Annotated in this window: 2 protein-coding genes, 1 tRNA gene and 1 pseudogene; 3 read left to right on the top strand and 1 reads right to left on the bottom strand. The window is 61.6% G+C overall.

Going from position 1 to position 2,911, the window contains the following annotated elements; all coding sequences use genetic code 11:
* Nucleotides 1-512 (top strand): annotated as a pseudogene (locus ACJH6H_RS29530) (IS3 family transposase); the annotation flags it as partial.
* A gap of 68 nt (nt 513-580) precedes the next feature.
* The gene (locus ACJH6H_RS29535) at nt 581-925 is read left to right on the top strand and encodes a hypothetical protein (protein ID WP_406776371.1); all 345 of its coding nucleotides are present in this window, start codon (nt 581-583) and stop codon (nt 923-925) included.
* A 24-nt stretch (nt 926-949) separates the two neighbouring features.
* Here ACJH6H_RS29535 and ACJH6H_RS29540 read toward each other — a convergent pair whose 3' ends face one another.
* Nucleotides 950-2,464 (bottom strand): hypothetical protein, encoded by a 1,515-nt coding sequence (locus tag ACJH6H_RS29540; protein WP_406776372.1) that lies wholly within the window; start codon nt 2,462-2,464, stop codon nt 950-952.
* Between the two features lie 174 nt (nt 2,465-2,638).
* Here ACJH6H_RS29540 and ACJH6H_RS29545 point away from each other — a divergent pair.
* A tRNA-Phe gene (locus ACJH6H_RS29545) sits at nt 2,639-2,706 on the top strand.
* Nucleotides 2,707-2,911: the final 205 nt, after the last annotated feature.

The raw sequence follows: 2,911 nt of genomic DNA on the forward strand, positions 1-2,911 counted from the left end.
CGCGGATCACCGCTGAACTCAACGACGGTGCACCCGACGGTGAGCGGGTCAACCACAAGCGGGTGGCCCGGGTCATGCGCAGTGCCGGGATCGCCGGCTACCGCCGCCGGCGACGGGTGAAGACCACCACGCCGGATCCGGCCAAACAGAAAGTCCCGGACCTGCTCAACCGGGACTTCACCGCCGCGGCACCCAACGTCAAGTACGTCGGCGACATCACCTACCTGCCATTGGCAAGCGGTTCGAATCTGTATCTGGCGACCGTGATCGACTGCTTCTCCGGACGGGTGGCGGGGTGGGCGATCGCCGAGCACATGCGCACCGAACTGGTCGAAGATGCCCTCAAAGCCGCTGCGGCGCTGCGCGGCTCCCTGACCGGTGCAGTGTTCCACACAGATCACGGAAGTCAGTACACCTCAAGGGATTTCGCGAACCTCTGCCGTGACTTGGAGGTCACCCAGTCTATGGGTGGCGTCGGGTCAAGTGCCGATAACGCGATCTCCGGCGGATACTGCTTCGGCATGATTCCAATCCTCCAATACGGATCGGAACATAACCTGGGGTAGTTCACTACGGGTACTTGGAGCTGGAAGAGGCGATCACAGCGTTGTATCGGTCGCGGTTAGAGTTTCCGCCTACTTGGACCGAGAACCAGTGCAACGAGTTCATCGAAAACAGAGCATCCAGAGACGCGGGCGAGATTGGTACCAGCTTCGATGATCTCGCCGACACTGAGACTGAATCTCTGCGCTGGCATTGCCATTTGAATGGATATGGTCTGCACCCCGAAGGCATCAGTGCTTGCGTCGAATTGGCTCGTCGCTCCAAGATCGACGATCTCAGGTGGAGCATTGTCGACGAAATCCCCGACGAAATCACGCAGGTCGATCGAGAACGTGCCGAGGAGCTGGCTGATGAAATATAGCGAGTTGGCCAGTGCAACTGGGGTTTACGAGATCGCACGGGCGAGCTGAGCGGCGAATGTCGGTCCGTCGTTGACGAGTGCGTACCCACCAGCCAGGCCGCCTTGGTTACAGAGCATTCGTCGTCGCCGAACTCGCCGATGGGCGACGACGCCGGTCTCATGATCGACGCGCGGAACCAGCCGCACTGCCATTCGTGGCGCCACTGCAGTGGGGAAGTGGCTGCGCGAATCGCCGTACACAGCCTGACTCCGTGACCACCTCCGCACGATACGACGAGCCGCCAGGTACGCATCCTGTGCGACCTCGACTACGACGAGGGCTTTCTTGAGTCCGTACACACCCCAGAACCTGCCGGGACCGCGCCCTGGCCGCTGCCAGAGTTCGGGCACTATGTGCTGGTATTCCTTGTCGCCGTGCATGTTTGGTGACGAATGCTTGGTGAAGTAGATTGCCAGTCGCTTTGGGTCACAGGCCCTAAGTCCGCTGAGCACGTCGATCGCGGTGCCGGCCAGTCGGTGCCGGGCCTTCTGCACGGGGTCGGGATGGTTGACAACCTGAGCCCATGTGTCGGAAAGCCATTGAGCGAAGCCGAGTCCCGAGCGGCCTGGCGACGTTGGTGGCGCCATCCACAGATGAATATGGGGTGCGCCCCGTCGTTGAAATTCCAACTTCCAGATGTAGCGGGCCGGCTCGCCGTACTCGCGTTGAAAGCGTTTGCGCCACAATGTCATGTGCCGTTTCACGCTGGCTCCAGTTGGCGTGACGGTTTCCCAGTCTCCGGGATAGGTGAGTGTCACCATGGCCGGGATTCGGCCGGATTCCACCAGTGGGCTGTAGTCGAGCTCGGCGAAGGTGCGGCACATTGCCGACCGCGACTTGCGAGACCATTCAGTGATGACGCTGCCAGTGCCGTGTTCATCGCCGCCCGTAGGGCTCCGCCGCGTCACAGACACGACGGCCTGATCGCTGTGTTCGGCTTCGCGTTCGAGGTCAGCTTTGATACGTAGCTTGGCATCGTCAACGTCGCATTGGTGGTGAACGACAGCTCGTTCGGCGGCTTTCTCGGTCCGAACAGGATTCGTCCAACCAAGCCGAACGACACCGGGGCCGATGGTGATGCGGAACCTGCCTGATTCCGGTTCAGTGCCTCGACGCCCGCGACTATGCGCCCACGCAGCCGCTGGTTCGAACAATGCCGCAGCGGCCGTGACCATCTCGGGGCTCGGGAATCGGAGCCCCAATGCGTCGATCGCTCGCAGCTCGCCGGTTGCGATTTCGTCGTCAATGGACTCGCGGACATTTTTGGCACATATAACAAGCCCGCCGGCCGTGTCCGAGTTGAGGCCCGGAGCCTCGGTTGACGTACGGCCGAACGCTGGCGCTCTCCCGCCCTGCGGCCTGGCGGCCTCGGGCGCTCGCGACCTACCGCCAACCGAGGTTCCGGTAGAACCGAGCCCAAACGGCGATTGTTCGGATGCCGATGTCGCGCTGTTTGTCGACGGTGTCGGTCCGTTGGCTGATTGTGCGATGCTGGGCATCGGGGTGCCTGCTCCCCGGAGCCGCCGAAGCTGCCCACGACGCACGCGACAGCACGAAAGCTCCTGGACAGGAGTGCATGCACCGTGTCCGGTTTATGTCCGTTCGTCGGACAGACTGAATACGTCAGCGCAGCTCAATGCGGCGCATATGACGCATAGACTCAGATAAACCGCAGGTCAGTGGCTATCTCGTCCGCCTGAAAAGCGGAAGGTCGCCGGTTCGATCCCGGCCCTGGCCACCATCAAGAAACCGCAGCTAGTCTGTGGTTTCGCTTCTCTCATCCAGCTCGTCTTCAAAGGGCAGTTGCCCGTTCAAGTGGGCCACTGGTGGGCCGTCGTGCTGAGCACTAGCAGTCGTCGATGGACGTGTAGAGTAATTGTCAATACCTGTGGATTGGTGTTTTTCAGGCGACCTCCGTTCCGGTCGGGGTGGCCGGGTTGTCGGCC

Origin of the sequence: Mycobacterium sp. SMC-21, assembly GCF_045310825.1 — a bacterium.
Lineage (GTDB): Bacteria > Actinomycetota > Actinomycetes > Mycobacteriales > Mycobacteriaceae > Mycobacterium.